This is a genomic window from Peribacillus acanthi (genome assembly GCF_003073175.1).
Classification (GTDB): Bacteria; Bacillota; Bacilli; order Bacillales; family DSM-1321; genus Bacillus_BN; species Bacillus_BN acanthi.
Map to the genome: position 1 here is coordinate 50387 of NZ_QBBX01000013.1, position 25106 is coordinate 75492.

Consider the following 25106-nt stretch of genomic DNA (forward strand, 5'->3'; position numbering starts at 1 on the left):
TTTATCATTTTCATTTAAATAGAACTTGTAGTAATAATTACCAAATAATTAGAATTATATAGATACAATTCCTCCCTAAAACGAACGTTTTAGGGAGGAATTTCTACTTATCAGTAATTCACTTATTTTTGATGATTTTCAATCCCTAAACCTTTCCCTTTAACTACTTCCCAAAAATTGACGCATTATCCGAATTTGGGAATAATTATTTCAGAAGGAGAGGATAAAATGGGGAAAATTTTTGGTTATGCTCGTGTTTCGACTCAAGACCAAAACTTAGATCTTCAAATTGACGCTTTAGAAAAAGCAGGGGCAGCTGTTATTTACAAAGAGAAAATGACCGGAACGAAAAAAGAACGCCCAGAATTAGAACAACTTCTCAAGGCTATAAGTGAAGAAGATTCTGTGGTCGTTTATAAATTGGACCGTATTTCAAGATCCACAAAGCACCTTATTGAGTTAGCTGAAACCTTTGAAGAAAAAAAGGTCAATTTTATTTCCATTCAGGATAATATTGACACATCAACGGCTATGGGACGCTTTTTCTTCAGAACAATGGCTAGCATAGCTGAATTAGAACGGGATATTATTAGTGAACGTACAAAATCAGGATTACAATCTGCAAGAATGAGAGGTCGGAAAGGTGGAAGACCCTCAAAGGATCCTAAGTTGGTGGAACGTGCTTTAAAACTACATTCTTCTAATCAATATAGCATCAAAGAAATTACGGATATGACGGGTGTGAGTAAATCTGTTTTGTATCGAGCCTTAGAAAAAATTTAAACCTTTGATGAAAAGGGGGCATTTCCTATGTACCTGAGAGCAAGAGAACTACTTACACCTGATCAAAGAAAGGACTTTTTGACAATCCCTTCTACTTTAAGCAATTGGGAACTGGCCTACTACTATACCCTTACACAAGATGATATTGAGGTAATAAGACGTAGAAGAAGAGATCATAATCGTTTGGGATACGCTATTCAAATTTGTCTTTTTCGTTATCCAGGTTGGTCAATTTCAGATATAAAAAGTATTCCTGATAAGGTGATAAACTATGTTGCCAAACAGTTACAAATAAACCCAAGTGAATATAATCGTTATTCTGAACGAGAGCAAACGAAACATGAACATATGGAAGAAATACGAAAATATTATGGCTTTACCAATTTTTCTGCATATTTATATCGTGTTATTTCGCAGACATTACTCCCCCATGCGATTGAAAATGGAAATTCCATGTTCTTAATAAGAATGACTTTACAAGAAATGAGAAAGCGAAAAATCATATTGCCAGCTATGACAACTATTGAAAGATTAGTATGGGAAACACGCCGAAGGGCAGAGGAAAAAGTATACAACTCACTCTCTAAACCGTTATCTCGATGGCAGAAACAACAATTGGAGAAATTAATTGATACTCCATCAGATAAAATAAAAACTAAGCTTGGATGGATCAGGGAAATACCAGGTCAATCATCACCAGATGCCTTTTTAAAAGTAATTGAGAGATTAGAATATGTCCGTTCATTAAATCTTTCAACAGAGTTTGGAAGTATTCACTCGAATAGACTTCTTCAGCTTGCTAGGCTAGGCGCGCGTTATGAACCTCATTCTTATCGAAGATTTAATGAGAATAAAAGATATGCTATTCTTGTAGCTCACCTTTTAACTCTTAGTCAAGATTTAATTGATCAAGCTATCGAAATTCATGACCGACAAATTATGATCTTACAATCAAAGGGTAGAAAAGCACAAGAGGAACTGCAAAAGCAGAATGGGAAATCTATCAATGAAAAGATTTTACACTTTGCGGATATTGGAGAAGCTTTAGTAAAAGCACGAAATGAAGGGCTAGATCCATTTAAAGTATTAGAGAAGATAATGCCTTGGGAAAAGATCGTTGATTCTATAGAAGAAGCAAAACGTTTAGCTCGTCCTATGGACTACGATTACTTAGATTTGTTGGTTACCAGGTTTACTTACCTTAGAAAGTATACACCTTTACTACTCAGCAAATTGGAATTCCATACAACTCAGGCTTCTGAACCTATATTTCGCGCTATTAATGTCTTGCGTGAAATGAACGAAAATAAGAAACGCCATGTTCCCGAAGGTGCACCATTGGATTTTGTTCCAAAGAGATGGCAAAAATATGTGTATGATGAAAATGGAACTATTAATCGAAAGTATTATGAATTAGCAGCATTAACCGAATTAAAAAATCATATCCGGTCTGGAGATATATGGGTTGTAGGAAGTAGGTTACATAAGGATTTTGAGGAGTACTTGGTCTCAAAAGATAATTGGGATGAAACTAAGAATACAGGTAACAGGTTAGCCGTTGGTATGTCTGCTCAAGAATATATAGTGGAGAGAAATGCATCTTTAAAAGAAGGATTAGATTATATCCTGGAAAACCTAGATTCTCTTGAGGGAATAAGTATTGACAATGCAAAAATTCGACTAGATCGTTTAGAGAAAGATACACCGGAAGAAGCAAAATCTCTTAGCCAAACTTTATATAACATGTTACCTCGGGTAAAACTTACTGATTTATTGATTGAAGTTTCCAATTGGACAGGCTTTGATGAACACCTATCTCATGCATCTACTAACCGGCCTCCTAAGGGGGAAGAAAAGTCTATTGTAATGGCTGCGATTATGGCCATGGGGACGAATATCGGCCTTACTAAAATGGCTGAAGCGACACCGGGAATCACCTATCATCAGTTAGCTAATGCAGCCCAATGGCGTTTACATGAGGATTCTTTAAGTAAAGCTCAAGCATCTTTGGTAAATTTTCAACATCACCTTTCTTTATCAAAACATTGGGGAGATGGGACTACTTCTTCCTCAGATGGAATGCGTGTACAAGTTGGCGTTTCTTCTCTTCATGCCGATGCTAACCCACACTATGGAACAGGGAAAGGCACTACTATATATAGATTCACCAGCGATCAATTTTCTTCTTTTTATACAAAGGTTATTAACACAAACGCTCGAGATGCCGTCCATGTTATAGATGGGTTGCTTCATCATGAATCAGAATTATCCATTGAAGAGCATTATACGGATACTGCTGGTTATACTGATCAGGTGTTCGGATTAAGCCATATATTAGGTTTTCGTTTTGCTCCTAGAATGCGAGATCTAGCAGACTCTAAACTTTATGTCATGGATAAATCTTATGATTATTCAAAGATTAATAGTATTCTACGAGGAAAAATCAACATTAAGGTTATTCAAGATAACTATGATGATGTCTTACGATTAGCACATTCCATACGTGAAGGTAAAGTGTCGGCTTCACTTATTTTAGGAAAGTTAGGGTCTTATTCTCGTCAAAATAAAATGGCAACAGCATTGCGTGAGATGGGCAGAATTGAAAAAACAATCTTTATATTAGACTATATCTCAAATGAATCATTACGTAGGCGTGTCCAAAGAGGATTAAATAAAGGCGAAGCTATGAATGCTTTGGCAAGAGCATTATTTTTTGGGAAACGTGGAGAGTTACGAGAAAGAGGATTGCAAGATCAACTTCAACGTGCTAGTGCCTTAAATATTCTAATAAATGCTATCATCGTTTGGAATACAGTTTATCTCACAGAAGCCACAAATATATTAAAAGCAAAGGGACTGTTAAAAGAGGAGTTATTACCACACATTTCCCCATTAGGTTGGGAACACATTAATTTGTTAGGAGAATATACTTTTGATGCAAAAAAGGTACCTTCAAATGAATTACGTCCATTAAAGATATAAAGATTAGGCTGATTTTTCCTTAGAGTTGGAAAAATCAGCTTTCCATTTCTATTTAATGTCTTACCGTGGGTTTTATGTCAAAATGTTGGCGCTACCCCGAGTATAACATTATTAAAGCGTCTTCCGGGGAAGAGGCGTTGATTCAGCTGTTGAAATACGATTTTGCCGTCATCCTTTTGGATGTTCAGATGCCAGGAGTCGATGGTTTTGAAACGGCCAAGATCATCAAGGCCCGTGAGAAAACGAAAAACATCCCCATCATCTTCATCACGGCCAACAATATTGATTCCAAACATATCTTCTTAGGCTATTCAGTCGGGGCTATTGACTACATCCTGAAGCCATTTGATCCTTTCATCCTAAAATCCAAGGTCGAAGTGTTTGTGGAAATGTATAGAATCAACCAAAGAAACATCCGACAGGCGGACATTCTTTTGGAAAAAACGAAAGAACTCGAAAAGGCTAACCAGGAATTAACCCGAAAAAGCCTGGAATTGCTTGAATCCGAAGCCATCACCAGTGTGATTAGCGAAACTTCGATTGACTCCATGATTTTGCTGAACGGTGATGGACTTGTCATAAAAGTGAATCCCGCTTTTGTACGGATGTTTCTGTACGAAACGCATGAAATGCTTGGGAAACCTATTTATTCCTTATTATCCGACGAAAAATCGAAGCAATTCATGCATGCCATCATCGCATCCATTCATACCCTGGATGAATTTTTGGAAGGATCCAATGAGGTAAACGCCAAGCGGCAAGACGGTACGACCTTCTATGCCGAAGTCCAAATAGGGAAAAGGTATATCAAAAATAAATGCATCATCGCTTGCACGTTCCGAGATATCACGAAACGAAAACAAAACCAAGAATTAATCACACATATGGCGTATCATGATGGATTGACCAATCTCCCGAATAGGAGACAATTCCACGATGTATTCAATGCAGAATTACAGCGGGCAAAGGGCATTCATGCTCCATTTTCGATTCTCTATCTCGATTTAGACCTGTTCAAGTTCATCAATGATTCGTTAGGTCATTTGATTGGGGACAAGTTGTTGCAGGAATTTTCCAAGCGGTTGGTGGGATTTGTCGGTGAAAAGGATTTCGTGGCTCGGCTTGGTGGCGATGAATTCGTGATTCTGTTGCCAGACACGAGCAGGGAACAGGCCATCGAGATTGCCGAAAAGATATTAGAAGGGATCAAACACCCTTTTCATATCGAAAACTACGAGTTATTCATCACCGCGAGCATAGGCGTCAGCATTTTCCCGTATGACGGGGAAGATTCTTCGGTCTTGCTGAAGAGTGCAGATGCTGCCCTGTACCGGGCGAAAGAACAAGGAAAAAATACCTTTAAAATCTTCCATTCTGGGATGAATATCCATTCTTACAAATCCTTTATCTTGCAAAATGAGTTAAGGAAAGCCATCGAACGAAATGAATTAGTTCTCTATTTCCAACCAAGAATGGATCTAGACACAGGAGAGATCACCAGTGCAGAAATCCTCCTTCGATGGAACCATCCAGATTGGGGGGTTCTAAAGCCATCTGAATTCATTCCACTCGCGGAAGAAACAGGAATGATAGTAGAGATTGGGGAATGGATCATCGAATCCGCTTGCGTACAGATTAAACGTTGGATGGATGATGGCTTTGCTCCGATCCGTCTTGCCGTCAATCTCTCCCCAAGGCAATTCTTACAAAAGGATTTAGTGGAAAAAATAAAAGGATATATAACCGACCATTCTATAGATGCTGGAATGCTGGAAATTGAAATCGTAGAATCCATTCTCGTTGAAAATGAGGCTCGTGTTCGATCCGTTCTACAGGACATACGGAAACTGGGTGTAAGAATCAGCATCGATGACTTTGGAAAAGGCTACTCTTCTTTAACCTATCTTAGACACCTGCCTGTTCAGACGCTAAAGATAGACAAGTCTTTTATCCACGATATGAAAATTCATGTGCCTGACAGCATTTCACTGGTGTATTCCATCATGTCTATGGCGCAAAGTTTACGAATGTCGGTCATTGCTGAAGGGGTGGAAACAGAGGAGCAATTGAACATCCTGAGACAAAAGGAGTCCCTGACCGTCCAAGGATACTTGATTTGCCATCCTGTCCCGATTCATGAACTGGAGACATTCCTTTCTAATAGGCAAAGGGTATTCAAAGAAAAGTCCACAATCCATCATCAAGCGGTTCCTGATTCAACGCCGATGGCTCTTGAGTCGACTACCGATAGGCAAGAAGAGAAACAAGAAATAACCGAAATAGCCCTCAGCCGAATCTGTTCTCTGTATAACATTTCATCGCGGGAGAACGAAGTGTTTAGGTTAATCATAGATGGGCTGAGCAATAAGGAAATCTCGGAGACCCTTTTCATCAGTGAACATACCGTCAAAAATCACATCACACGCATCCTACAAAAATTGAATGTGTCTGATCGTCTGCAAGCGATGGCGATCGTTTACCAAGCTTGCATCGAGGAATCTCATAGGACGGTAAAACTATAAATCTTAAAACTTAGCACACGACTTATCATAGAAGTGGGGAGCAAACATGAAAATCAAAACTAAGTTAGTAGTAGGACTTAGTCTATTAATCATCCTAACCCTTTTTCTAGTGGGAATAGGCTGGTACCAACTCTACTCCATCCAAAAAAATAGTGACAGCCTTGAAAAAAGCTATGATACGTCTATCCTTACCTTCCACATTCAAAGGAAAATCAAAGATGAGGCTATTAGTATACGAAACCTCGTCAATTTCACGGAAAAGGACGTCATAGAAAAAGAACTTGCGTATCTAAAAAAGGAACAAGCATCCGTTCAACGAGACATATCCACCTTAGAATCCATGGTAAGCAATGTCGAGCAACGGGTCTTGGTCCGTGATTTAAAAGATAAGAATGACACGTTCAACAAGTACCTCAAGGAGGTCACCTCTCTTGTCGAAGAAGGCGAACATGAAAGAGCGAAGACTGTCATTTTGAATAATGGCTATCAGTTACAGGAGGATTTCTTCAATATCACAAACTCCATCACGGATTCTTTCGAAGGAAACATGAACCAATCCTTGAGTAAGATGAAGACGGATTTCCAAAGAGATATGACCATTAGTAGCATCCTTACCTTGCTAGTCGTAATCGTAGGGATCGGGTTCTTAAGCAAGACGGTATGGGACATCGTGGTGCGGTTAAACAAAGTATCGACGGTCATGAAGAATGTGGCAAATGGACAATCAGACCTGACGACCCGAATTGACATCCAAACCCATGATGAGATTGATGATGTCGGAGCTTCCTTCAATTATCTGGCCGAGTCGTTGGAACTTCAAATGGAAAAGGAACAAACCTTAAGCAAAACGAACCAAGAACAAGCATGGGTAAACTCCAACATCGCGAAAATCACCACCGACTTGAGTGGGATGCACCAAGTCGAAGAAATCTCTAAGACGTTCTTGTCCGTTATTGTGCCCTTGCTCGATGCTTGCCAGGCCGCCTTTTTCATTAAGGATGAAGTGGGAATGGAACCGGTCTTTCACCTGCATGCTTCGTATGCCTATAAAGAAAGAAAGCACATGAAAACTACTTTTTCTCTAGGTGAAGGGCTGATCGGTCAAACGGCCCTTGAGAAAAAGCCGATTCTGTTGACGGACGTTCCCAAAGATTACATCAATGTACAATCTGGACTGGGACAATCCTCTCCTCTCACTATTTATGTATTGCCCGTGATTTTCAAGGGGGACGTCATCTCGGTTCTAGAAATTGCTTCGTTTGTCAAGTTCAGTCCGGTCCAGCAAAGCTTGATTGAGGAGCTCGTAAATAACCTTGGCATCATCTTGGATAGCACGATGGGAAGAATCCGTCTTGCCAAACTATTGGAAGAGTCACAGACCTTGATGGAAGAATTGCAGGTTCAATCCGAAGAGTTGCAATCCCAACAAGAAGAACTTAGGGCGACGAATGAGGAACTTGAAGCCCAAACCCAAGCCTTGAGAAGCTCAGAGGAGAAGCTGCAATATCAGCAGGAAGAACTCGAACAGACGAACATCGAGTTACGAGAAAAAGCTGAAATTTTGGAGAAGCAAAATAGAAAGCTTGAAATTACCAATCTGGAAGTAGAACAGGCTCGTATTTCCCTTGAAGAGAAGGCGCAGGAGCTTACCTTGAGCTCGAGATACAAGTCCGAGTTTCTGGCCAATATGTCACACGAATTACGAACGCCTTTAAACAGCCTATTGATTCTTTCGAAGCTGCTTTCCGATAATCATGAGGGCAACCTTTCGGAAAAACAGGTGGAATTCTCAAAAACCATCTATTCCTCCAGCTGTGATTTGCTGAACATCATAAACGACATCTTGGATCTTGCCAAAATTGAATCGGGAAAGATGGAACTAAACGTCGGTCCACTTGATATTAGCGATTTAGCGGCATTTGTGGATAAAAGTTTCAGGCAGATGGCCATTGAAAAGGGAATAGAGTTCCATATCGTGGCGGATGAAGCTCTTCCAAACCCATTTTACAGTGATGATCAAAGGATTCAGCAAGTTTTGAAGAACTTGTTATCCAATGCTTTTAAATTTACGAACCACGGAAAAGTCCAACTGGACATTCGTAGAACGCAACGAAAAGGACATCAGGATGCCCTTTCCTTTTATATTACCGACACGGGAATCGGCATTCCAAAAGATAAACAGGACTTAACCTTCGAAGCATTCCAGCAAGCAGATGGGACGACCAGCCGACAATTTGGCGGAACAGGATTGGGCTTATCGATTTGCCGCCAGATTTCCGAACTGTTGCATGGTGAATTAACCGTGGAAAGTGAAGAAAGAAAAGGAAGCACCTTTATCTTTACCGTCCCTAACCTACGGGAATTGCCGATGGAAATCGACGTGCATCCTCCTTCTCATCAAGAAGTGGCGGCCACCACCGAGACCAGACAAATGGAACCAGCCTTGCCCATCTCCCTGTTTCATGAAAAGGACGCCGAAACCGTTGCGGATAAGACAAAAGAGATCAAAAGAATCTTGATTGTAGATGATGATGTGCACCAGCGAAATAGCCTCATGGAATTAATCGGAGAGATGAATGTCATCATCAAAGCCGTTTCCACGGGAGCCGAAGCATTGGAGGAATTAAAATTCCGCCAATTTGACTGCATGCTCCTGGATTTAGGGTTGAGAGATACGACAGGGTTCCAACTACTGGATGTGATGGTATCCAACGCTCTGCACGAGAAGGTGGACATTTTCATCTATACCGGTCGAAATTTGACATCAAAGGAAGAGCTTCACTTAAGAAGGTATGTCCATACCATCATTATTAAGGACTCGCATTCCCCTCAAAGACTGATGGACGAATTGGGCCTCTACTTGAACAGCGGAAGCGATACCTCGAGTGAGGAAAAAGGAACCACACTCTCTAGAATCGGGGGGCTTGAAGGAAAAAAAGTGCTTCTTGTCGATGATGATGTTCGGAATGTTTATGCACTGTCCAATGTACTCGAACTGAACGGCATGGAAGTCACATTTGCAGAAAATGGGGTGGAAGCCATTAAAGCCCTAACGGAAGCGCCGATCTATGATGTCGTGTTAATGGATATCATGATGCCTGAAATGGATGGGTACGAAACGATTCGTAGACTACGACAACATCCAGAATTCCATAGCCTGCCGATCATCGCATTAACGGCAAAGGCGATGAAGGAAGACCGACTAAAATGCATTGAAGCCGGTGCATCCGATTATATCGTCAAACCCGTGGACACGGACCAACTGATGTCCCTGATCCGGGTATGGTTATACCCTAAAGATACGGGAAGGTGATAAAGATGGAGTCCACAACAGGGTACAAGGAAGACCTCGAGAAACTTGAAATCCATCTATTGCTTGAAGCCTTATATAGTTGGTACGGATTTGATTACAGAAATTACGCTTATAGTTCCATCCGCCGCCGAATCTGGCATAGGGTGCATGCAGAAAAATTGACGACCATAAGCGGTCTCCATGAAAGAGTCCTGCATGACCCCGCCTGTTTCAAGAGGTTGTTAGCTGATTTTTCCATCAATGTCACGGAAATGTTTAGGGATCCATCCTTTTTTGCGGATTTTAGGGAAAAGGTAGTCCCCCTCCTCAGGACCTATCCTTCCATACGGATTTGGCATGCAGGCTGCTCCACCGGCGAGGAAGTTTACTCGATGGCCATCCTGCTCAAAGAGGAAGGCTTGTATGAAAAAACCAAGATTTATGCCACGGATATTAATACAGAGGTATTGAAGGTGGCCAAATCCGGGTTGTATCCCATGGAACCGATGAGGAAATATACCAACAACTACATCCAAACGGGCGGAAAAAAAGCGTTCTCTGACTATTACCATGTAATAGGGAACAAGGTGCAATTCGATTCGTCTCTTCTAAAGAATGTGGTCTTTGCCCAACACAACCTGGTGACCGATGGTTCCTTCAATGAATTCAATGTCATCCTGTGTCGGAATGTCATGATTTATTTCAATAAAACGTTACAGAACATGGTTCATGACCTTTTTTACAATAGCCTATGCATGTTTGGGGTCATCGGGCTTGGAGACAAGGAAACCATTACCTACACGAAGCATAGTGATCGATATGAAAGCATTTCAGAAAGACAAAAAATCTATAAGAAAATCAAGTGATTTCCATCAAACAAAAAAATCTGGGCAAATGCCCAGTTTTTTTTGTCTATTAAACTAGTAAAACGCGTATTATCGCTTCCTATAGGAAGGTCTTCCTATAAAAATATGTATAAATAAGAACAAAATAAGAAGCATTGGTGATATGAGAATAGTTGCATTTGTTAGAAAATGATAGTAGAGGATATTATCACTATCTACATGTTGGAAACGCATGCAATGGTTCTCTGATCTTTCACCTGATTTCATCAAGACAGACCATATTTTATCGAGAGGATTACATGCTTCCAAACAAAAGCAGGATCTTATCATGATTCTTGCTCAGTATTCAAAGAACAAATTCCAATTGATTTTGGATAGAATGGAACAAACCATCGATATGGCCCAGGCAAGAATGCTGCGTGTCAACCTGATTCAAGGAATCGTAAGGTATCCAACGAAAGCGGGGTGGACTCAATGAAAAAAATCAACGTTCTCATTGCCGATGACGACCAGGCTTCAAGATTCATTCTCTCTCAATTCACGCGACTGATTCCTGACTATGAAATCGTAGGAGAAGCAGGGGATGGCGAAGAAATGATAAAACTAGCACTCAAGGAAAAACCCGACCTAGTACTGGTAGACATCAACATGCCCTACCTAAATGGCTTTGAAGCCGTGAGAAAATGTCTGGAAAGCCTACCTTCCTTACAGGTCATCTTCACAACCGGGCATGATGATTTAGCCGTGGAAGCTTTTAACATTTCGGCCGTCGACTATCTGGTCAAACCGATTGAAAGGTTTCGCTTATTCACCGCTTTGGAAAAAGCCAAAAAAATGATCAGCTTGCAGAGAAGAGCATTAGCAGAAGGAAATAACAAGTTTAAACGATTATCGATTAAAACGAATCATTCCTTGCTCTATCTGCCACTTGAAGACATTTTCTATATCGAAAGAGACGGAAAGAAATCCATCCTTCACACGAGTCACGGCAAGTATGAAACATCTGAATCCCTCCAGGAGTTAGGAGAGAGATTACCCAGCTACTTCTATAAGTCCCATCGATCCTACCTTGTGAATTTAAAGAAAATCGTCCGAATCGAATCGTTCGGAGAAACGTTTCTTGCTTTTTTCAACGCAGAAGATCTCGTTGCTCATATTTCCAAGTTAAAGATCAACGATGTTTATGTTTTAATGGGCACGTAATTCTAAATATTGAGACGATAATCCTTGAACGATTATCGTTTTTTTATTGAGATACAATCTTATGTCTCCATGCAAAAAAAGCAGGGTTAGGTCGTCGTGGGTATCGTTGAGTTTAATTGCGGGAGAGTCCGGTCAAGAAGGAAATGAGGAATTACCATAGAATTTGTAAGGATAAGACGTAGAAGAGGAGATCAAAATGAAACTCAAATACTTCATACTACTATTTAGTTTTTTTTGCACTTTGGTTGGTGGGGGCATATTACAAATTGAGTCTATAAAAGCTGATGAGCTGGCACAATTTGAAGATAGTATTCAAACCGCAAAAAAAGCGCTCAATTTACAAATCATACAATCCCTATATTTTCCTATTTTAGTGAGCAGTCATCTCCTATTTTTACTTCTTTTTATTTACAAGGACAAGGTATCCTGTGCAACTACCCGATAAAACCTAATTATAAAAAGAAATCATAGTTCAAGGTAGGAGTGATGATATGTCCAAATATATTCGAATCTTCTTTTTCACTGTCCTAGTAAGTGCAATTCTCTTTTTCCTATTTCGTTCAGTATTGATGGGTGGGGGAAATCCAGCAGAGGAAGCAGTGTACACCATAGGAACCATCCTTATTATTCTACTTTCGTTTTTAATTTCCCAAATCTACTATGTGATACATTTGATTCAGAAGAAAAGATGATGGCCTACTGGTGTTTTCAATGGTTCAAAAGAAAACTCGCTATCTCGTGTGATAGTATGAAAAACACCAGTAATTCAGGAAAATCCCTGCATTACTGGTGATTGATCGTCAATTTTTATTGTGCTGAAAGTTCACTTTCTGTCACCCATTTATGATTGGTTACTTTTTCTCCGCCAGTGGTTGGAGTGAAATCAACCATATAAACGGTCGTTTGCTCGGCTGAATCGATTACCGCCGTTGTACCCTTCATGCCTTCCATATGGTCAGCCTCAACCACTACTTCATCACCAGGTTTATATGGCGTATCCTTAACATTTTTAATTTCTTCATGGATTATCCATTTGTGATTGGTAACCCTTTCTCCACCAGTCGTTGGATCATAAGAGATAGTATAAACTGTTGTATCAAACGCACCCACAACGGTTGCTTCTGCACCTTTCATGCCTTCCATATGGTCATCCTTAATAACGGCTTTACTTCCCACTTTGAACGTTGGGTTTTCAGCATTATTTAATCCTTTTGGAATCTCACCTGAACCCGAATGATCCATACCTGCATGTCCGCCGTGTCCTTCATCCTTTTCACGTTCTGTGTTCACATTCTGATTTCCATCACCTCTTTGCTGCTCTCCATTGTCATTGGAACACGCTCCTAACACTATACCTAGCACCATAGTCAGACAAAACAAAAGGATTCGTTTCATTTTCATCATGCTTACCTCCATATTTTTTATTACCCTCTACGTTACAATAAAAATGTGCAGAATTTATGCAAAATGAACAGATTTTTACCTTGTTTCTAATTTCTCCCCCTCATCTTGGAAAAAATATAAACCGGTATCTGATTTTTGAATTAGGGGTTTCCTATGCTAGTATATCCTGCTGCTAAATAGTGAAGTCCGATTCACTATAAAAGAAGCTAGTGGTTATTAGTGTTTCGGCATAACCGCTGTCATTTTTCACTATCAGAACTCCATTTATATCCGACTCCCCAAACGGTTTTAAGATACTCGTCCACTGGAAAACCAACTTGACGAAGTTTATCCCTTACATTCCGAATATGGGAATCAATGGTTCGGTCTTCTACATCGGACTTGAAATTCCATATGGTAGATAGTAAATGATCCCTAGTAAACACTTTATTTGGGTGACTGATCAATAGCTCTAATAGAGAAAATTCTTTCGGTGTTAATGATATTCTCTGTGTTTTAAAGGTACATTCAAAGGCCGTTCTGTCTAAAACTAAGCCTTTAAATCTCCGAACTTCCTCCTTATCATTCTTCGCCCTTCGCATAACCGCTGTTATTCTAGCTACCAATTCTTCTTCGTTAAATGGCTTGGTAATATAGTCATCTGCACCCAATCTTAATCCTTTTACGATGTCCTCTTTATCATCTCTTGCTGTAAGCATGATAATAGGGACATCTGAGAATTCACGGATGTTCTTACATGTTTGCCAGCCATCCATATCAGGCATCATTATATCCAAAATTACCAGGTCTGCATGTTCCGTCTCCAAAAATGAGATGGCATCCTTACCCGCCTGTTTCTTAATACACTTGAATCCAGTGGGAACCATATTTAATTCTAAAAGATCTAGCATTCTTTTTTCATCATCCACTAGTAAAACCGTTTTCATCGAATTGCTCCTTCAATACAATGTTAAAACACGTACCCTCTCTAGGCTTACTTTCAACGAAAATGGTGCCATGATGAGCTTCCACTAACTCCTTAACAATGGCTAAACCCAAGCCAAATCCACCAGTGGCTCTTGAACGGGATTTTTCTACCCGATAGAAACGATCAAACACATAAGGTAAATCCTCATGCTGAATTCCTATTCCCTCATCTTTAATAATGAGATGAATGTTTCTTTCCATTTTGTAAGCCTGTATCAGAGTGGTTGTATTTTCATCTGAATACTTAAGTGCATTATCTAATAGGTTTAGTAATACTTGATCAAAACGTTTGGGGTCGACTGAAAAACATTCATCCATCTGACAGTCTACCTTTAATTGAATTTGTTTTTCTTTAAACGCAGGTAAAACCCTCTCATAAATCACTTGTAAATATGAAGCAATATTAATTCTTTCCTTCTTGATGGTAAACGCATTTTGATCCAATCTTGCCAACTGAAATAATTCCTTGATGAGCTGGCTAAGATGTTGGGACTCTTCATGAATAATATTGAAATAATGGATTCTCTCCTGGTCTTCAAGTGAAGGTCTTCTACCCATATTAGAGTAGCCTAAAATATAGGTTAATGGCGTTCTTAATTCATGAGACACACTAGCTAAAAATTCGTTTCTTTCCTTCTTTAAATGATTTAAGTCACTGGCTAAAGTTTGTATGGCTTTTGACAACTCACCAATTTCATCTTTTGATAGATGAGGTAGGGATACAGAGAAGTCACCTTTACTCAATTTCTTCGTAGCTTCTTTCATGACAATTAGTGGCTTTGTAAGAGCTCTTGATAAAAAGAAAATCGTTACCAATAGTAAAAACAGGATTAATACTGAAGCAATAATAAAGTGTTGATTGAGCTGGGAAATCATCGTTTGGACCTGCTCCGTACTTTTAAACATATAAACATACCCTTTGTTCTCATTTCCTGCATCGAAAGGAGAGACTGTGGCTATATATTTTTCTCCATGTAAATCCGATTGCAAAATCCGTCCGTTTCTCGGCACATCATGAAGAGGTTCGTTTATGATTTTTTTTATACTTTGATCGACAATACCAGAGGAGAGAATGATTTTCCCCTGGGTATCTTCAATTACCACTTCCGTATCCGTTTTCGATTCCATTAGTGCGATATGGTGAAGAGTAGAAGGTTCGGATGAAATCTCCAACACCTCTCGATGACTATTCCCCCTTGCATGAAGCGAATTAAGCTCTTGCATCGTACGAGAATGAATCACGTGGCGATGTAAGTAAACCATGGAAGAGGTTTCAATGATAAGAATACAGACAAAAAACCATAACCCTAATTTTAGAGAAATTTTCATGTGAATCACCTAGTTCTATTTTATAGGAAACATATGAAGAAAGTATGCAGATTGTGAACATTGTACATTTTGCACTCCACAATACAATTAACCCACATATTATAACGGACAGATAAAACGAGAAGCGCAACATTATAGTAACTTTAAAGAAGGATAATTTGTAAGTAACTGGAATATATACATTGATCAGGATCTTTTCATAAGAGGTGAAGTACATGTATATAAGAAGAGCTCTTTTAACCGATGGGAAAGATATTGCAAGAGTACATGTGGATAAGTTTGGAAATCGACTTATAAAAATATCATTCCAGATGAGTTCTTAGAGAAATTATCATACGACCAACGAACGGATCTGTGGAACCGTACTATCTAAAAAGAGGGTCATGATGTTTTTGTCACAGAAAATAATGTGGGAGAAATTGTGGGATTTGCTAATTGTGGAAAAAGAGAGAGTAATAATATCGATCATTCTGGTGACTTAACATCTATTTATCTCCTTAAAGAATAGCTTGGAACAGGTGTTGGAAAGCAACTTTCCCAACGCCTTTTTATTCAATTTAAAGAACTAGGCTTCAATAGGATCTTTGTTGGAGTTTTAGAAGAAAATAATACACGTTATTTCTATGAGTATTATGGGGCTAAATTCAGTAGGTCGGAAAAAATAACAAGTGCAGGTGCTGAACTGAAACTTCTCATATACGAATGGGATAACCTTAACGATGTCTTCTCTAACTTCTGACAAATTGGAGTAATTTGAGCTTACTAGGGCGGTGATTACATTATCGCATTCGTCTCTTAATCTGAATTAAATAAGACTACCCCTGATATGGAAAGAAGGTAGTCAAAGACAGGATCCGCAAAGCGTTTACCCTAATCAAATAATTTAGTTATTATCCGCCTTCGGTTTCTTTTCGTAATCAGGAACTAAAAAAGGCCCAATAAAGAATAATGCAGTCCCCATCCAGCGGATGTACAACCATTCAGGATTTAGAAACTGAAGATGAATGATAACGATTAAAGCACCCAAAAAGGTAAGAAATATACCTAGCCTTTTCCTTGAAATCATCTTGGTCCTCCTACTAATTTGTAATATATCCCAATTTTAACAGATGACAGATATGTAGGAGTAAGTATTTGAAGAATCTAAATAAACTTTGTTAAGCAAACGGGAGTTTTGTGTAATAATTCCGTATCAATTTAAATAATAACGACCAAGGGGACTAAAGATGCCTGAACCAAGTTTGAAATTAAAAAAGATATGGCTTGATGATGACGAAAATTTCTTTGAGTTAAATTTAGATTTTTCTACTGATAATTGCAAAGTAAACATTGATATTTATACAGATAATGAAGAGCTAGAAGAATTAAGAAACGGAGTAATGGAATTTTCGAACTTTAAACAAAAGGAATTTATATGGATTACTGGGGAAGATGTAGAAAATGCAAGTCATTTTCTATCTATGCGATGTTTTTTATATGGTAATCGAGGATATGTAGGAATTGAGGTAACTGCTGATAATAAGAATGCAAGTCCTTATAGTATGCGTGCGACCTTTTGTATTGTTACTATCCTTAGTCAATTAGATGATTTCACAAGAAAATTGGGAAGTTTTATTAAAGGTGAGATTAATGAGGTAGATAGCCTGATTCAAGCATTTGATTAAGGAAAACCATAAGACTCTTATAAAGCTACCGGCGGCAATAACTCAATTATGTTTTAGAGGTGAATACTACCTGTAAAAAGACCTGGGAGTTATTCCAATGATAGTATCTGAAGCGTGACAACTATATAAAGAAGATAAACAAATTCAAGGCTATTCTCCTCAACCATAAAGGGAAAAAAAAGAGAAGTATATTTTAACACTAGATGTAGTATTTGGTTAAAAAGATACTTAGAAGAAAGAACAGATAATCAACAAGCTCTGTTTGTTACAATAAGAGCAACACATCGGATGGTTATGCTACTACATTAATTAATCATGGAGCACCTTTAGAAGTAATACAAAATTTACTGGGACATGAAAAGAGCGAAACAACTAGGGTGTACGCTTATCTAAGTGGACAATTAAGACGTGAATTATATAAAAAGTTCTTTTAATTACTCAAGTGCTGCTATTGCAGCATTTTTTATTGAACTATCGGGGGCGGTGATCCAAGAAGGATTAATGCTCTTTTTTGTTGAAGTTTTTATTGAGCTAAAGGCAGTTTAGTTCAACAAGATATTATCTATCATTTACCGAAATATGGTAAAATAGTTTCAGTGGAGGGACACTTATGAATTTAACGTTAAGTATATGGTCAGTAATCTTTTTCATTCTCGGTCTTCTTTCATTAAGCATGAAGTGGATATTTGAAGGTTATTATGAACCAGTTGTCCTTATAGGGCTTATATTCTTGATATTAGGAGTTATTTTTAGTTTCGCAGCAATTGCGAAACAAGAAAAAGGTAGGCTCAAATTAATATCGCTTTTCTCTATTTTCTTGATTCTATTTTTGATTACTTGGTTTGAACCAATTGATGTTACTCGTATGATGACTTGGCTGAAAAATATAATTTAACCAACGCGTTTCATTTCAGGCTGCCATTTCGGCAGCTTTTCTTGTTAGACAAACGGGGTAGGATACTTCAATAATGACTCTTGGATAATATTAAACTTGAAGGTGATTTATGAAAATGTTTATACCTTATTAATGATGTTAGGAGCTATGCTATCAATTGTAGGAATATTACCCTTTATTTTTGCTTATCCGTACTGTCAAGGTTGCCCCAATTCAGGTCCATCAAATTGGTGGGAGCTTGTACTTATGATTTCTTATGAGGGAAAGGGTTGGTATTTGGTTATTGGGTTTTCGAAATTGCTAATAGCCTTAGTAAACTTTATCAAACAAAGAAGATTTTGATTTTAACAATATGTATAAATTGGTACGTGTAAGGAGGACTATGGGTGGTGAAAAAATTTAATATATGGTCATTTGTATTGTCAATAATATGCGTTGTGTTATTTTATTTGGTCTCATTTTCTGGTTTTAGAATTAATTCTATTTTTGGTGCTCATCCCTTACATATCCTACTGTATCTTACATTAATAACCTTTGTGTTTGGGTTAATTGGCTTTTCTGGTGTACGAGACTGGAAAAGTATTGTTAGGAGTTTATCAACAGTTATTCTCACGTTAGGGTTATCATTAGTGTTAATTGTTATTATATTTTTTGGAAGTTTATTAACAGGGCGATGATCCAGAAGGATTATCGCTCTTTATTATGGAATTAATGCTTCTATGGTGGTAAAGGTCAGGATAGTGTAACAACTAAAAAGGGCAATCGTCTAATGTATGAGGAGAGATATTATGAGAAGAAATTTCTTTATAGCCTTATTTATTATAATGTTTGTCTTGTCAGCCTGTTCAAATAATGAAAAAGGTTTAAAAACCCCTACTAATGACATAAAAAATGAAGGATATATTGTTGAAAAACGAAATAAAAACGGTTTCCAAATACTCGTTATGAAAAATATTACAAAAGAAGATATTGAAAAAAAGTCAAAAGAAGAACTAATAAAACAAGCACAAGATGACCACACAGCCACATACTTTTTCGTTCAAGAGGATGAATACAAGAAAATCGAAGTGGGTCACAAAGTCATTGTATGGTATACAAAAGGTCAGCCGCAAATGGAGTCAAATCCACCGCAAACGGATTCGAAAAAAGTTGAAATTATTGAAGAAGGAAAATAGGTTTTTTATTTCTCTTTGTTTAACGAAAGTGCCAGGATTGTTCAATAAAGGATTTATCAACTTTTTTTCGAATTTAATAGGAAATGATTTAGGGAGAGATATTATTTGATTTCCACAATTAAACCTTTATTGAAACGAATAAAACTTCATCGTTAGCAGATGGCCAATTTCCTGCAAGTACAAGTGTAAGATTTTTTGCCAGTTTCTTAGATGCCTTAATTTTCATCATGATTACTGGTATTGTCTTCTATGTAATCAATGGAGAATACTTAATTGAATGGACAAGAACATACTCCTGGCAATTAATTTATACTTTATATTTAACAACTACTCCTGTAATTTGGAGTGGTTATATTATCGGAAAAAGATTATTTAGAATTAAAGTAAAAAGAATTGATGAAGGTAAAGTAACAATTAAAAATATGATTTTAAGAGAGTTTATAAGTAATTATTTACTTTCTACAAATACCTTTGGCATCTCAGCGATTATAAGTACTATAATGATAATTTTTCGTGATGATAAAAGAGGGATACACGATATTATTGGAGGTACATATGTAACTTCAGAATAATTATTAGATAGATTGTTTTTATAAGTCCCCGTTAGCTTAAGAAGGATATTTTCAAAAGGGGGTGCATGTATGAAATATACTTGTCGTTGTTGCGGTTATAATACATTAGATGAAGAACCACCAGGAACATATGACATTTGTGGTATTTGTTTTTGGGAAGATGACGGAGTGCAGTTCAGTGATCCAGATTATGAGGGAGGAGCCAATATTCCCTCCTTAAGGCAAGCTCAAAAAAATTCCCTTGTGTTCGGAGCCTGCGAAGAAAGGTGTACGGAGTTTGTTAGAAAGCCTAATGAGAACGACGAAAAGGATCCAAATTGGAAACCATTATAATGACTTGTTTTCTTCAGCTATAGGGGGAGGTTAGCTTAAGAAGAAAAACCCTTGTCCTCCTTTCTAATGGTATTATAAGAAAAAAAGTTAATTGGTGGATAACGATGCTAAAAAGGAGATATGGGAATCGTTCATAATGGAAACGAGTTTTACAAAGACAATACACCCAATCATTTCTTGATACGGATGATTTTAAGGGCTATATAACTTTACTCCAAACCATTGAGGTATCTAAACCCTCATTTGTTAATGATGGCGAGAAAAATGTATGCATTGTGGATGATGGATATATGTGGCTTCAGCAATTTCCTTGGGGAAAAAATCATTCGGTAACGACAATGCTTGATGCTAATGGTGACATTGTTCAATGGTATATAGATATATGCTTTTCAATGGAATAGAAAATGGGATTCCTTGGTGGGATGACTTATTCTTAGATATTGTTTTGTTGCCTACTGGTGAAGTAATCGAAAAGATGCGGAGGAACTTGAGGATGCTTTATCAACGGGAATTATTGATATAGGTCCCTACGATTTGGCATGGAACGAATTCAATCATATAAAAGGGCTATTAAGCAGTGGGAATTTTGATTTAATAAAATTATCAAACTCTCACAAGGAAAGCTTATTTGATTTACTGAAGTAGATATTAATAGGGCATGAGTTAAAGATCCACCTGATGTGGTGGCTTTTTTATTGGAGTAAAGGGAGTTCAGTACAATAAATCACGAAAAAACACCCAAAACTTTTCCATATATTCTATAATTAGTAAATAAATATACAATGTTTAGCAGGAGGGGATACGAATGTTTGTTGTAAATGTTGAAGGAGCTATTTTTAAAGATGGGAAATGGCTAATTATAGAACGAGATTCATACCTGGGACACGCAGCTGGGACTCTTTCTTTAGTAGGTGGGCAAGTTGAAGATGAGGGAAATAAATACGACATTATTGAAAATACAGTTAAGCGAGAGATTCTTGAGGAAGTTGGTGTTGAAGTAAAGGATAACTTGAAATATGTTCATAGCTCATCATTTTTAGCTGATGATGGATGTAAGGTTATTGATATAGTTTTTCTTTGTGAACATAAATATGGTGTACCTTTTAGAAATAGCCCCAAAGAAGTAGCAAATATCTATTGGATGAGTACCGAAGAGGTGATTAATCACCCTAAAGTCCCATCTTGGACTAAGGAAAGTATCAAACGAGCAGATTTGTTGCTACATAAATATTAAGCTAGTATCAAATCAATTAATTAATTAACTAAGATATTTATCTTTGTGGAGTAGGAATGATGAAGAAAATCTATGTTATTAGGCACTGTGAAGCTGAAGGACAGCCATCCGAAGCAAAGCTTACGAATAAAGGGGATAAACAAGCTTTAGAATTAGCAGAATTTTTTCTTGACACTAAAATAGATTGTATTATTTCAAGCCCATATAAGCGTGCTATTCAATCTATACAGCCACTAGCAAATCTATTGAATGTTGAGATTGAGTTGAATAGCCTATTATCAGAACGTGTACTAAGCACTAATAATTACTCTGATTGGTATGAAAAGCTAAGAAATACATTTGACGATTTTGAATTGAAATTTGAAGGTGGAGAGTCTAGTCAAGAAGCAGCAAAACGAATAATAGGGGTTGTAGAAAAGGTATTTAATAGTGAGAATGAAAATACAATCATTGTTACACACGGTAATTTAATGGCTTTATTATTAAATTATGTCAATAAAAACTTTGGATTTGATGATTGGCAAAATCTATCCAACCCTGATGTTTTTCTCTTGAAAATTCAAAATGATAATATTACTTATGCAAGGTTATGGAACCAAGATTAGAAAAAAGTGAAGACAGATAGTGAAGAATACACTATAGGGAGCGATATCCAGAAGGGTTATCGCTCTTTTAATAAGATGATATGTCACTATAGTGTCAGTTTTGTAAAAAAAGGATAATTTCATCACCATACAAAAATCACCTATATGAAGCAGGGTAGAACCTAATATAGAGAGATACTAATCAATTTTGTTTTTCTAACTTCATTTGATAAAGACGGAAGTAATCTTTGCGGATACCCAAAATATAAAAATACTTAGAAACAGGAAAATCTTGAATTTCATAAAAACCTAAATACTAATAGATAAAATAGTCTAAGGGGGAATTAGGATGATTTCATTTTTCACTTCGTTTTTTGGGAATATATTTCAATAATAGTTGGAGTTTTCTTGTTCTTTTGGCATTTACAAAAGAAATGATTCAATTAATATTTCTGTACTATTAGTGGCGGTAATCCAGAAGCATGATCGTCTATTTTTAGTTTGATTAGATACTACTATGGTAGGAAAGGCACAGAAGTGTGGAAGAAGGATTAATTGAATATAGGGGTCCCGGTATCAAAACGCGGAAAACATACGCTAAGTCCGAAAATACCCTCTCGTATATGTTTTCACAGGAAATATTGAATAGAGAAAAAAGAAATTGTAAATAATAAAAAAAATTAAATGGAGAAACATAGATGAAACTTATATTGAAATTTATATTTCTATTCGTCCTTATCGTTAGTAATGGGAGTTTAAATGCGAATGCAAGTAGTTCAGATCCATTTATAAAAGATTATTGGATTAAGGAAAATTATAAAAAGAATGGGGTATGGTATTGCTTACCTGAAGGTGGTTCACTAACTATTAATGTTAATGCTATCAATACTAAGGAGATTTTGTTCTGGGCAACTCCTACAGGAACAGGAACCTACTATTTGAAAAAATTAATTGGGAAAGATAACAATGAAGATGATGGCTGGAGTATTATCTGGAAATATCCAAGTATCCTAGTAAACAGCCATATTGAAGTTACAGCCATCGGAAATGATGGTAAAAAAGAAGATAAATTTTTATTCAATGTTACTGATTGTAAAAAATAAGATTGCCCCAATAAATTAGGGCAATCTTATTTTTTCTATTAATATACAAAGAATTCAAATATTTTCCCGTAGCCTCCAACTTTAGAAGACCCATTATAATAATGCCCAAGTATTTCATATACATATTTTCCGTTCGTCGCTAACACTTGGGTTCCTTCTTGTTCAACCATTCCAGAGGACTGTGCCCCAATTACTCCTGGTGTTCCTGCCCTATATTGAGTTAAGAATAAGTACTGATCAACCTTTCTGTGTAAACCTATTCCACCGACTGCACTAATTGCACTATTAGTCGATGATTTATCGCTTCCAGCAATATAAACTTGGTCATAAGTATCATCCCTAATATCTGCATTTAAATCATCGTGTAATGGATCTTTGACAGCATACCATGCATACATTTTGACGCAAAGTGCACCTGCTTGAAGTGAATTCTGATGCCAGGTTATTTCCCATTCGTTAGGTAATACATAAGTTTGGTAATAATAGAAGTCAACATCCTTTACACAATATTTGCAACCATGCTCAAGCGTATTTGCACTATATTTACCTGACATGTAAACATCAATCCAACTTGGTTCAATATGTTGTTCACTTACAGACGGAAGTGATGCCACTGTTACAAGTTCATTTGTATTTTCTACCTTATTCCCCATTAATTTGGACTTTGCCTCTTCAATATTTAATTTGTCTTTCCCACCCCTTCTATTTTTCATTTGATTATTAGAAACACTATTCTTATGAATTACTTTTCCAGTCCGATTTAAAAATATCCCTTGATATTTTGATTTTTCAAGACTAGCCATTTCTCTTTCATCGGTGGTACCAAACCCTACATTAAGTTCATTAATGATGTCTACTGGTGCGTTTGAAAATTTTTGAATCTTTAATTGATCTCCATCAGGAACTACTTCAATAATGTGATAGTTTACTCAATTTAAAAAATGCTTTGTTTCTTCAAAAACTTTCATATCAAATGCAACATAAAGTAGTTGAGAATCTACATTAGTTACAGGATAAAAATCTCTTTTGTCAGTAGGAATTATTTTATAGTCCAAGATTTTTAAAGACTTGATATTAAAGTATCCTAAATGGTTATCTTCATTATTTTTATTGGAATAGAAATAATTAATTTCATTCGACATTTCTTTACTATACAGTGATGAAAGCTGATTCCACTTTTTTGTATTAATCATTTTGGTTAGTTCATCAATCAACTCCAAGGGGTCTTGAATGACTATTTTAGTGCTTTGTGCAGTTGCTGAGGCTTGTTGTCCTAGTAAAGATAGAAATAAACATAAAATCAACATGGAACTTAAAAATCTTTTCATTTCACATGATACCTCCATCAATTTTTAGTTTTTTATTCCCATATATAAATTCTCATTTGGGATAATTATCCTTTTTAGTTGGTAAAAATAGTTAATTTATACTACTGATGATATATAATGTCAATAAACTCATCCTTTTCTGGACACGGAGATTTCAATACTAGCTTTCTATTATTTTTTTGCAAAATGTGTTCATAAACTCTGTCATAAAATCTATGTTCAGTTAATTACTCTAAATTAAGTTATGTTACACTTTATTATAGATGGAAAGAAATGAGGTGTATTTTATGAAGGTTGGTTATGCTCGTGTCTCGACTGGAGATCAAAATTTGGATTTACAAATAGACGCTTTAATTGCACATGGATGTGAGGAAATTTTGACTGACAAAATAAGTGGTGCCAAAGATAAAAGGAAGGGACTTGAGGAAGCTCTTAGGTTTGTTCGTCCTGGTGATACTCTAGTTGTTTGGAGACTAGATCGTTTAGGTAGGAATATGCAACATCTTATAAAAATTGTTAATGATCTTAATAGTAGAGGAATTAGTTTTCAAAGTTTACAAGAGAACATCATTATGGATAAGTCCAGCGCGACAGGACAATTAATGTTTCATTTATTTGCTGCCTTTGCAGAGTTTGAACGCAATCTAATTCAAGAACGATCTACAGCAGGAAGAATAGCAGCTAAAGCTAGAGGTAGGTTGGGTGGAAGACCAGAGAAATTGGATAAGAAACAAACTGAAATCTTAAAAACATTGGTTGCCAATGGAACACCCATCAAAGATATTGCCGATATGTGGGGGATTTCTAGAACCACAATTTATCGTTATCTAAGTAAATAACAAAAATTCATATACTGAACCTCTTCTATGTATTTACAACACTGTCTATAACT

At 37.0% G+C, this 25106-nt stretch carries 24 protein-coding genes and 1 pseudogene; 19 read left to right on the top strand and 6 right to left on the bottom strand.

Going from position 1 to position 25106, the window contains the following annotated elements; all coding sequences use genetic code 11:
- Positions 1 to 228 precede the first annotated feature (228 nt).
- The 8 genes from DBX25_RS13760 to DBX25_RS13800 all read left to right on the top strand — a co-directional run bounded on the left by DBX25_RS13760 (position 229) and on the right by DBX25_RS13800 (position 12319).
- On the top strand, positions 229 to 783 hold the full coding sequence (locus DBX25_RS13760; RefSeq protein WP_108671392.1) for a recombinase family protein: 555 nt from the start codon (positions 229 to 231) through the stop codon (positions 781 to 783).
- Positions 784 to 810: 27 nt separating this feature from the next.
- Positions 811 to 3765 carry a Tn3 family transposase gene (locus DBX25_RS13765; protein WP_108671393.1) on the top strand — a complete coding sequence of 985 codons (2955 nt, stop codon included), beginning with the start codon at positions 811 to 813 and terminating at the stop codon, positions 3763 to 3765.
- A gap of 74 nt (positions 3766 to 3839) precedes the next feature.
- On the top strand, positions 3840 to 6287 hold the full coding sequence (locus DBX25_RS13770; protein ID WP_108671394.1) for an EAL domain-containing protein: 2448 nt from the start codon (positions 3840 to 3842) through the stop codon (positions 6285 to 6287).
- Between the two features lie 46 nt (positions 6288 to 6333).
- Positions 6334 to 9600: a response regulator gene (locus tag DBX25_RS13775; protein WP_108671395.1), complete on the top strand. Its 3267-nt coding sequence runs from the start codon at positions 6334 to 6336 to the stop codon at positions 9598 to 9600.
- Between the two features lie 5 nt (positions 9601 to 9605).
- Positions 9606 to 10445 (top strand): CheR family methyltransferase, encoded by an 840-nt coding sequence (locus DBX25_RS13780; protein WP_108671396.1) that lies wholly within the window; start codon positions 9606 to 9608, stop codon positions 10443 to 10445.
- 211 nt (positions 10446 to 10656) lie between these two features.
- Positions 10657 to 10902, top strand: coding sequence for a hypothetical protein (locus DBX25_RS13785; protein WP_108671397.1), 246 nt, complete (start codon positions 10657 to 10659; stop codon positions 10900 to 10902).
- Positions 10899 to 11627 (top strand): LytR/AlgR family response regulator transcription factor, encoded by a 729-nt coding sequence (locus tag DBX25_RS13790; protein WP_108671398.1) that lies wholly within the window; start codon positions 10899 to 10901, stop codon positions 11625 to 11627. Before DBX25_RS13785 ends, DBX25_RS13790 begins: the two co-directional genes overlap by 4 nt.
- 491 nt (positions 11628 to 12118) lie before the next feature.
- Positions 12119 to 12319 (top strand): hypothetical protein, encoded by a 201-nt coding sequence (locus DBX25_RS13800; RefSeq protein WP_108671400.1) that lies wholly within the window; start codon positions 12119 to 12121, stop codon positions 12317 to 12319.
- Between the two features lie 115 nt (positions 12320 to 12434).
- Here DBX25_RS13800 and DBX25_RS13805 read toward each other — a convergent pair whose 3' ends face one another.
- The 4 genes from DBX25_RS13805 to DBX25_RS13825 form a co-directional block, all read right to left on the bottom strand.
- Positions 12435 to 13031, bottom strand: coding sequence for a YdhK family protein (locus DBX25_RS13805; protein WP_108671401.1), 597 nt, complete (start codon positions 13029 to 13031; stop codon positions 12435 to 12437).
- Between the two features lie 239 nt (positions 13032 to 13270).
- Complete coding sequence (locus DBX25_RS13810; protein WP_108671402.1) at positions 13271 to 13957, bottom strand: response regulator transcription factor; 687 nt, start codon at positions 13955 to 13957, stop codon at positions 13271 to 13273.
- Positions 13932 to 15326 carry a sensor histidine kinase gene (locus DBX25_RS13815; RefSeq protein WP_108671403.1) on the bottom strand — a complete coding sequence of 465 codons (1395 nt, stop codon included), beginning with the start codon at positions 15324 to 15326 and terminating at the stop codon, positions 13932 to 13934. Before DBX25_RS13815 ends, DBX25_RS13810 begins: the two co-directional genes overlap by 26 nt.
- 883 nt (positions 15327 to 16209) lie before the next feature.
- Positions 16210 to 16392, bottom strand: a complete 183-nt coding sequence (locus tag DBX25_RS13825) for a hypothetical protein (RefSeq protein ID WP_108671404.1) — start codon at positions 16390 to 16392, stop codon at positions 16210 to 16212.
- Between the two features lie 160 nt (positions 16393 to 16552).
- Here DBX25_RS13825 and DBX25_RS13830 point away from each other — a divergent pair, with 160 nt between their 5' ends.
- From DBX25_RS13830 to DBX25_RS13885, 10 genes and pseudogenes are all read left to right on the top strand, one after another.
- Positions 16553 to 16990, top strand: coding sequence for a hypothetical protein (locus tag DBX25_RS13830; RefSeq protein ID WP_108671405.1), 438 nt, complete (start codon positions 16553 to 16555; stop codon positions 16988 to 16990).
- A 174-nt stretch (positions 16991 to 17164) separates the two neighbouring features.
- Positions 17165 to 17424: pseudogene (locus DBX25_RS21765) on the top strand (tyrosine-type recombinase/integrase); the annotation flags it as partial.
- A 176-nt stretch (positions 17425 to 17600) separates the two neighbouring features.
- Positions 17601 to 17885, top strand: a complete 285-nt coding sequence (locus tag DBX25_RS13840; RefSeq protein ID WP_108671406.1) for a hypothetical protein — start codon at positions 17601 to 17603, stop codon at positions 17883 to 17885.
- Positions 17886 to 18673: 788 nt separating this feature from the next.
- Positions 18674 to 19060, top strand: a complete 387-nt coding sequence (locus DBX25_RS13855; RefSeq protein ID WP_157950969.1) for a DUF3221 domain-containing protein — start codon at positions 18674 to 18676, stop codon at positions 19058 to 19060.
- Between the two features lie 227 nt (positions 19061 to 19287).
- Positions 19288 to 19632, top strand: a complete 345-nt coding sequence (locus tag DBX25_RS13860) for an RDD family protein (protein WP_240620310.1) — start codon at positions 19288 to 19290, stop codon at positions 19630 to 19632.
- A 69-nt stretch (positions 19633 to 19701) separates the two neighbouring features.
- Positions 19702 to 19965 carry a CPCC family cysteine-rich protein gene (locus DBX25_RS13865; RefSeq protein WP_108671411.1) on the top strand — a complete coding sequence of 88 codons (264 nt, stop codon included), beginning with the start codon at positions 19702 to 19704 and terminating at the stop codon, positions 19963 to 19965.
- A gap of 367 nt (positions 19966 to 20332) precedes the next feature.
- Positions 20333 to 20488: a hypothetical protein gene (locus DBX25_RS21400; RefSeq protein ID WP_240620320.1), complete on the top strand. Its 156-nt coding sequence runs from the start codon at positions 20333 to 20335 to the stop codon at positions 20486 to 20488.
- A gap of 282 nt (positions 20489 to 20770) precedes the next feature.
- Positions 20771 to 21199 (top strand): NUDIX hydrolase, encoded by a 429-nt coding sequence (locus DBX25_RS13875; RefSeq protein ID WP_108671412.1) that lies wholly within the window; start codon positions 20771 to 20773, stop codon positions 21197 to 21199.
- Between the two features lie 56 nt (positions 21200 to 21255).
- Complete coding sequence (locus DBX25_RS13880; RefSeq protein ID WP_338066685.1) at positions 21256 to 21804, top strand: histidine phosphatase family protein; 549 nt, start codon at positions 21256 to 21258, stop codon at positions 21802 to 21804.
- A gap of 677 nt (positions 21805 to 22481) precedes the next feature.
- Complete coding sequence (locus tag DBX25_RS13885; protein ID WP_108671414.1) at positions 22482 to 22886, top strand: hypothetical protein; 405 nt, start codon at positions 22482 to 22484, stop codon at positions 22884 to 22886.
- A 38-nt stretch (positions 22887 to 22924) separates the two neighbouring features.
- Here DBX25_RS13885 and DBX25_RS13890 read toward each other — a convergent pair whose 3' ends face one another.
- Together DBX25_RS13890 and DBX25_RS13895 are read right to left on the bottom strand one after the other, a co-directional pair.
- The gene (locus DBX25_RS13890; protein WP_108671415.1) at positions 22925 to 23689 is read right to left on the bottom strand and encodes a SpoIID/LytB domain-containing protein; all 765 of its coding nucleotides are present in this window, start codon (positions 23687 to 23689) and stop codon (positions 22925 to 22927) included.
- Positions 23690 to 23815: 126 nt separating this feature from the next.
- The gene (locus DBX25_RS13895; protein ID WP_108671416.1) at positions 23816 to 24214 is read right to left on the bottom strand and encodes a hypothetical protein; all 399 of its coding nucleotides are present in this window, start codon (positions 24212 to 24214) and stop codon (positions 23816 to 23818) included.
- 287 nt (positions 24215 to 24501) lie between these two features.
- Here DBX25_RS13895 and DBX25_RS13900 point away from each other — a divergent pair, with 287 nt between their 5' ends.
- Positions 24502 to 25053 carry a recombinase family protein gene (locus DBX25_RS13900; protein WP_108671417.1) on the top strand — a complete coding sequence of 184 codons (552 nt, stop codon included), beginning with the start codon at positions 24502 to 24504 and terminating at the stop codon, positions 25051 to 25053.
- Positions 25054 to 25106: the final 53 nt, after the last annotated feature.